Origin of the sequence: Glaciihabitans sp. GrIS 2.15, from assembly GCF_035984695.1 — a bacterium.
Classification (GTDB): Bacteria; Actinomycetota; Actinomycetes; order Actinomycetales; family Microbacteriaceae; genus Lacisediminihabitans.
The window spans coordinates 68,415-74,414 of the sequence record NZ_JAXCHU010000014.1 but is presented as its reverse complement, the minus strand read 5'-3'; the positions used below and the strand labels follow the sequence as shown (position 1 = coordinate 74,414).

Annotated in this window: 7 protein-coding genes; 5 read left to right on the top strand and 2 right to left on the bottom strand. The window is 58.6% G+C overall.

The genetic code is table 11. From position 1 onward, the window contains the following. Window positions 1-394: 394 nt before the first annotated feature. Both RCH11_RS16225 and RCH11_RS16220 read right to left on the bottom strand, forming a co-directional pair. Entirely contained in the window at window positions 395-592 is a 198-nt protein-coding gene (locus RCH11_RS16225) for a hypothetical protein (protein ID WP_327058063.1), read from the bottom strand. A gap of 187 nt (window positions 593-779) precedes the next feature. Then, window positions 780-1,361: a recombinase family protein gene (locus RCH11_RS16220; RefSeq protein WP_327058062.1), complete on the bottom strand. Its 582-nt coding sequence runs from the start codon at window positions 1,359-1,361 to the stop codon at window positions 780-782. 253 nt (window positions 1,362-1,614) lie between these two features. Between RCH11_RS16220 and RCH11_RS16215 the strand changes: the two genes are divergently transcribed. From RCH11_RS16215 to RCH11_RS16195, 5 genes are all read left to right on the top strand, one after another. Continuing rightward, window positions 1,615-2,466 carry an NAD(P)-dependent oxidoreductase gene (locus tag RCH11_RS16215; protein WP_327058061.1) on the top strand — a complete coding sequence of 284 codons (852 nt, stop codon included), beginning with the start codon at window positions 1,615-1,617 and terminating at the stop codon, window positions 2,464-2,466. A gap of 1,424 nt (window positions 2,467-3,890) precedes the next feature. Then, window positions 3,891-4,529 carry a hypothetical protein gene (locus RCH11_RS16210; protein ID WP_327058060.1) on the top strand — a complete coding sequence of 213 codons (639 nt, stop codon included), beginning with the start codon at window positions 3,891-3,893 and terminating at the stop codon, window positions 4,527-4,529. Window positions 4,530-4,756: 227 nt separating this feature from the next. Next, window positions 4,757-4,918, top strand: coding sequence for a hypothetical protein (locus RCH11_RS16205; protein ID WP_327058059.1), 162 nt, complete (start codon window positions 4,757-4,759; stop codon window positions 4,916-4,918). Between the two features lie 480 nt (window positions 4,919-5,398). Continuing rightward, window positions 5,399-5,578, top strand: coding sequence for a hypothetical protein (locus RCH11_RS16200; protein ID WP_327058058.1), 180 nt, complete (start codon window positions 5,399-5,401; stop codon window positions 5,576-5,578). Continuing rightward, window positions 5,575-5,739, top strand: coding sequence for a hypothetical protein (locus RCH11_RS16195; protein ID WP_327058057.1), 165 nt, complete (start codon window positions 5,575-5,577; stop codon window positions 5,737-5,739). The genes RCH11_RS16200 and RCH11_RS16195 overlap by 4 nt, the downstream gene beginning before the upstream one ends. Window positions 5,740-6,000 lie beyond the last annotated feature (261 nt).

Here is a 6,000-nt window from a genome sequence, read left to right as displayed (position 1 = left end):
AACACTTCCGGTTCATGGATGTGCCAAGGCTGGCTTGCGCAAAGCGAGACTAGTCACGGCGCTGACGCGAATAGCCACCATGGATCATACGAAAGCGCCTTCGACGATGACACCGCCGATCTTTATGGCTAAATACTCTCGTTGACGGTCAACGACGAGACTGACAGCGTCGCAGAAGTGGATATGAAATAGCGCAGAGGGCTCGTTATTTCATGTCTCCTCCGGTCGGCTGCATAGGCAGGTCGCGCTAGCGGTTCCCCTTGCAGGCACAAAATTGCCGCTCAGATGCACCACTCCATACGAGACTCACCGAGCTGTAGATGGCGCTATCGGATCGACGGAAGTTTATGCGATTCTTTGAACCATGAGCGTAGACAGTGGCTATCACCTGGTCTTAGCCAGCTCCGTGGGCGAGCGAGATGGCATGGCTCTCGAGCTCACACGTGACGTCGATGGTGAACGCGTAGCCGAAGTGTTCGAAGATGGAGACACAGGCCTTCGTTCCTTCGCAGTATTCGTGTTCGAGCCGCTGCCCCTGGAGTTGCTTCGGTGGTTTATCGAGAGTGTGGACGAGCGCCTTTGACTTTCCCATGCGTGCATCTGCTCAAGGTCGAAGTCCACCGTCGATCACACTTTCACGAATACGCAAAACGCGATGCGCTGATCGTTGCGCTTGTGACATGGCTTGATCATCGGAATGACTGGTGCCGGTCCTTCGGTTCGGCTGTCCCGTTGCTGAGTTTGTTTGGCTCGGCAACGGGTGTCGGCGTGTGTGTGTTTCAGCGGTCGACTGATTGTCGTTGGACGGTCCGGTACACGGTGGAGCGAGCGACGTTAAACAGCTCAGCGAGTTCGCTCGTGGAATGTGTACCCGCGCGGTGCACTTCCATCAGGTGACGTTGCTGAGCCGTCGACAGTTTCGGTTGCTTGCCGCGGAGGTGGCCTTTCGCTTTGGCCACTTGCATTCCCTCTCGGGTTCGTGCACGGATGAGGTCGGATTCGAACTCTGCCACCATCGCGAGAACGTTGAACAGCAGTCGCCCGACCGGGTCGGTCGGATCGTGGACGGATCCGCCGATGCTGAGTTTGACACCTTTGACGGTGAGCTCGTCGATGATGTCTTTCGCATCCCGTAGGGAGCGAGCCAGCCGGTCGAGTTTGGCAACCACGAGGGTGTCGCCGTTCCTGCACGCCGCTAAGGCTTCTCGGAGTCCTGGTCGTGCTCGGTTGGTGTCGGTGAGTCCGTGGTCGGTGTAGATCAGGTTCGATCGAACGCCGAGGGCTTCCAGAGCGTTTCGTTGGGCGGTGAGATCTTGCTCGTTCGTGGACACGCGTGCGTATCCGATCAGGAATTCATTCATAACCGAAACGGTGCTCGTCGGCCGGCGGAGACCGCAAGAATACGCCCGTAAGCGGCCCCCACCCGGGCACCCGTCCGAAGCCGCGAACCCCGCCAATTAGCCTCATACCAAAGACCCGATTCATGCAGGAACGCGTTGGCCTGTAGATCGTTGGTGTCTTCGGCAAACCGTGTGCGCACGCTCTGCTGGCGGCTGGCAACCCTGTCGGATATCAGGCGTACGTTTTTGGGTATCTCATTCGTTGGAGGAATAGTTGCGTATTGCAGTTCTCGGAATCGGAATAATGGGCACCGGAATGGTGCGTAGCTTGTTGCGCAATGGCCACGACGTGACCGTGTGGAACCGCCACGAGGAGAAGGCGAAACCACTTGCTGCTCATGGCGCACGGGTGGAGTTATCGTCTGCGGCGGCAGTAGCGGATGCGGATGTGGTGATCACGATGCTCTTCGACGAGCCAGCTATCTCAGCAATCGCACCTGAATTTCTCGATTCGATGATGGATGGGGCCGTTTGGATGCAGTGTTCCACTGTCGGACCTACCGGCATCCGCCGGCTGGAACGGCTGGCAATCGAGCATTCAGTACAAATGGTCGATGCTCCAGTGGTCGGCACGAAGAAGCCTGCGGAGGACGGCACTCTCGTCGTCCTTGTCTCTGGAGATTCAGATCGAATCGACCGACTTGACCCGGTGCTCTCTGCGATCGCATCGAAGACTGTCCGCGTTGGGTCAGAGATCGGTGCAGCAAGCGGCCTCAAACTCGCCTGCAACGCGTGGGTTGCTTCGCTGACCGTGGCAACAGCGCAGTCGCTTGCGATGTGTGAAGCCTTCGGACTAGACCCGAAAATGTTCCTCTCGACCATTTCTGGCAGTCCGACGGACACTCCCTATGCGCAACTCAAGGGCGCCATGATGATCGAGAGGGATTACACACCATCGTTCGCAGTGGACGGATTGCTAAAAGATCTTGCCCTGATGGTAGACGCGGTCGACAGCACTGACGTGCCTGTTCGCCTACTCCTACCGTTGTACGAAGCGTTTGCCGCATCGTCGGCGTCCGGTCATCACAAAGATGACATCGCAGCAGTCATCACAAGTTTTCGATGAACCTGAGCCTCGTCAGCGGCGTCAGCGCGCAAAACCTGAGCGCCTCCCATTGGCCGGATGTTGTCAGCCTGCGCGCCGGATACAGCGTGCTCAACGGCTGAATCACGGAAGACCCCGGCCATCGTGGCGGTTGTGTTGAACCGAGAATGAGGACTGCAACTTGACTGACCCACGTTTGATTCGGATCAATCGGCGCACATTTCCGGGTGGCATGGCATTTGTTATCGGCTGGGGTGATGTGGAGCTCGATCGCTGCAGCTACCGTCGGAAAAGAATCAGTTGTGGCCGGGCCCTCCGATGCAAGAAATATAAAAATCCGGCCATTTTGATCTGGCCGGTGGCTCCGCGTATTCGACCGGATCCGAAGCGTGACATAAATCAAGCTCCACCATTCAATGTCCCCATTCGTCCTCGAACTGTGTCGCTGAGGGTTGGTGAAGAGGCAAGGTCTCGTTGAATGCGAGACGCTCGATGACGGAAATCACACGGATGTAGGCACGCCTACACATCGGAGGCGAAACGCCGCCACTTTGGACTTCGGTCGAAGGTGAAAAGTCGCTAACATCCCTGCAAATGCGGGGATTATCGATGTACGGGCGACGGGTTCGATTCCCGTCGCTCGCTCCAGTCCGGGACGCTGCTGTTGTTGTGGATTCTCAGGCCAGATGAGACTTGTTCCAGCCAAAATGAGACCGGTTCACCGGGAGAGGTCAGTTCCGCCGACGGGGAAGCCCGTAACGCGCTGTAGTCAGAGTGTGACCGGGAGTAGTCAAACCTCTTTCGGGTGATGTCCCCGTGAGTGTGTGGTTTCGTGTCGTTGAGCGTGCCGAAAGCTCCTGCTGGTTCGAGCCTGCGCTTGTTTAGCGTCCGTATCGCAAACGGGGACAATCGGGATGATGAGCACCCACAACGCGATGGGGCTCCCGCAGCTTTGCATCTCGCGATCTGGATCACCGCGATGATCCAGAGGGCCAGCAAAATTAGGGGAACCGAATGCCAGGTCGCGCGGGCCATCTGCTCTCCAGTCTTCGATGCAAAAGTCAGGAAAGCACGGCACACGGTTTTCTTGCGTGGATACTTCCTGCTCGCGCCTGGGCGTAGACGGTGCTGGGATTGACCCCGAGCAAGCCCGCGGCCCCGTGACGGTGGGCTAGGACCGCTCATCTTCACCATTTCATTGAGAGTTGTTACTCTTCAAGCGTTCCGCATATATGACGATAATTCGAGTCCAGAGCGGGAACGTGGCGGATTAGTTCGGCACAACGGTAAATCAGGTCGCCTCGCCGATCACCGATTCTGGTCTATGGCCCGGGTCTTTTCATTTACTGGCCGGCCGCCCAAAGTGGGGGGAGCGGCAATGGTGGAAGGTGCGGGAGACTCAGTTATATACGCGAACAACTGTCATGTCCGAGGATATCGCTACCGTGTCAGTTCAGACTCTTATTCACAGCAAACGAAAGCAGCTCGCCATGCGCTCCAAATCCATTACCGCCCTTGTGCTCCCACTGGTTCTCGCCGCAGGGCTTGCTGGGTGTTCGAGTGTTAGTGCAACCGCTCCGAGTGACGTTACAAATACCTCCGGCGGGTCAGCCGCACCGGCAGCTCCAAAAGACCCGATAGGCACGCGCACGAACCCGGCGCCGGTCAGCACCTCCATCTCCTTGAAGGACATTTCCGGGAACCCTGACTATGAAACTACTCTCGGAACCGTTGTACTCGACGCGGCCGCTACGGTCACCGCGGCGAACCAGTTCAACTCGGCACCGAAGCCCGGCTTTCAGTACATTCTCGTACCCGTGACCTACAAGTACGTCGGAAAAAAGACAGGGACTCCGGCTATCGACGTCAGGATCGAGTTCGTCTCCGCCGCCGGCACCACCCACACGAGCTCGGACTCGATCGTCGTGATGCCGGGCGATGAAACAGCAATGAACGAGATCTATCCGGGCGCTTCCGCTACTGGGAAGGTCGTCATTATGATTCCGACGGCTGATGCCGCCAAGGGCCTATTAACCGTCGGCAGACTGTTCGGCGGGTCGAAGTTCTTCGTGAAGCTCGCGTAGCGCACCAGCACGCTACGAACTAAGACGCACCGGCCCGGGACCCAATTCCGTCATTTGACGGATGGGTCTCAACCGGGGCTTTTGTCGTAGCGGGCGATCGCTCTGCGCGCGCACTGGTCCGACGACGACTCGATGTGATGCGATGGCACGCAGTGCCCGTTCAGTCACTGCTCACTCGTGGGCGATTGGAAAATCTTCCAGCTGTACAGGCGCCAAAAAGCCACTGGGTGAAGTCGCTGAGGTTTTCGCCGTATTTCGGCTACCAGTCCGAGTCGGCGGCTGCCCTCAGCCCGGTGCGTACCTCAGCGATCATGGTGGCCGCCGCACGGTTGGCCGCCTTCGCTCGCCAGGTCTATCGGATACCGTCAAGGTGGATGAGGCCGGCGTGAGTTTAGGCAGCTAGTTTCTTCCTCTGCTTTCTCGGCTGGTTTGCTGATCCAGTTGCACAATTAGCCCGGGTGGCGCAGCGCCATCGTCCAGTCCGTGCCCGCGCGCCATTTGGCAGTGAAACTTTCCTCCTCCATCGACTTCAAATCTCGTTGAAGCTGATCCAACATCCAGACTCCGCCGCACCCCACCCCGCACCACCCTCAGTACTTCTTCGCCGGAGTCCCGGCGGCGGATCACCGCGACCGTGGTCGAACCATCGCCCAAGGGCGAACCCAACAGAAGCCCGATCACGTTCACAATTAACCCAGCCGCTCGGGCAAGGGCACGGACTTTCGGCGCTATCGACCCGACTCAAGCGTCTGACGCATTTGCCTGCAATAAAGGAGGGATCGTCCTGTATCGCGGACGCTTCCTTGGTCGGGTGGAGGTCTCGCGTGCAGGCGGCGGGGCCCGGTAATGGAGCGTGGGAAGCTGGTGGGATGCTCGAGAACCTTTCGCTCCCCGTAGTGCTCGATTCCCGCCTTGGGTTGGTCACGCTGCGGCGCGCCTCGGCGGAGGATCTGAATTCGCTCATGATGCTCCTGTCCGACGACCCGGTCAGCGCAGCTCGAGGCGACGTAGCCGCGGAGACCGATCGGCCGGTATCGGGTCCGCGATGATTCGCTGGGTCACGGATGTTGCGGCCGCAGCCCTTGACGTGGGCCTCATCCAACTCACCTCTGACGCCGTGAGAACCGATGCGCACCGGTTCTACGAACGTCTCGGCTTTGTCGCTTCGCACGTCGGGTTCAAATACCAGCCGCCCTCAGCATCCCGTTAACCAGGAACGGCACGCTCCGGGTTCGAGTTGGAGTCAGATCCGACTCGAACTCGGCGACCATAGCCTGAACACTGAGGAGGAGACAACGATGATGCCCTCGGCATCCCTGAGCGACGCGCCAGTCTGTCGAGTTTCACAACGACGACGGTGCCTCCCGCGCGGCGAGCGGAGGCCAGAAAAAATGAAGAGTCAGACCGGACAGGTAGCCCTGTTGACTGACCACTCAGCGGATGGTGATTGGCGAGTTTTCGCTCTTGACGA

Bases quoted from the DNA above. Each gene is read 5' to 3' on its own strand.
- RCH11_RS16195 (WP_327058057.1), top strand. From the start codon at position 5,575: ATGATTCGCTGGGTCACGGATGTTGCGGCCGCAGCCCTTGACGTGGGC.
- RCH11_RS16220 (WP_327058062.1), bottom strand. From the start codon at position 1,361: ATGAATGAATTCCTGATCGGATACGCACGCGTGTCCACGAACGAGCAA.
- RCH11_RS16200 (WP_327058058.1), top strand. From the start codon at position 5,399: ATGCTCGAGAACCTTTCGCTCCCCGTAGTGCTCGATTCCCGCCTTGGG.
- RCH11_RS16225 (WP_327058063.1), bottom strand. From the start codon at position 592: ATGGGAAAGTCAAAGGCGCTCGTCCACACTCTCGATAAACCACCGAAG.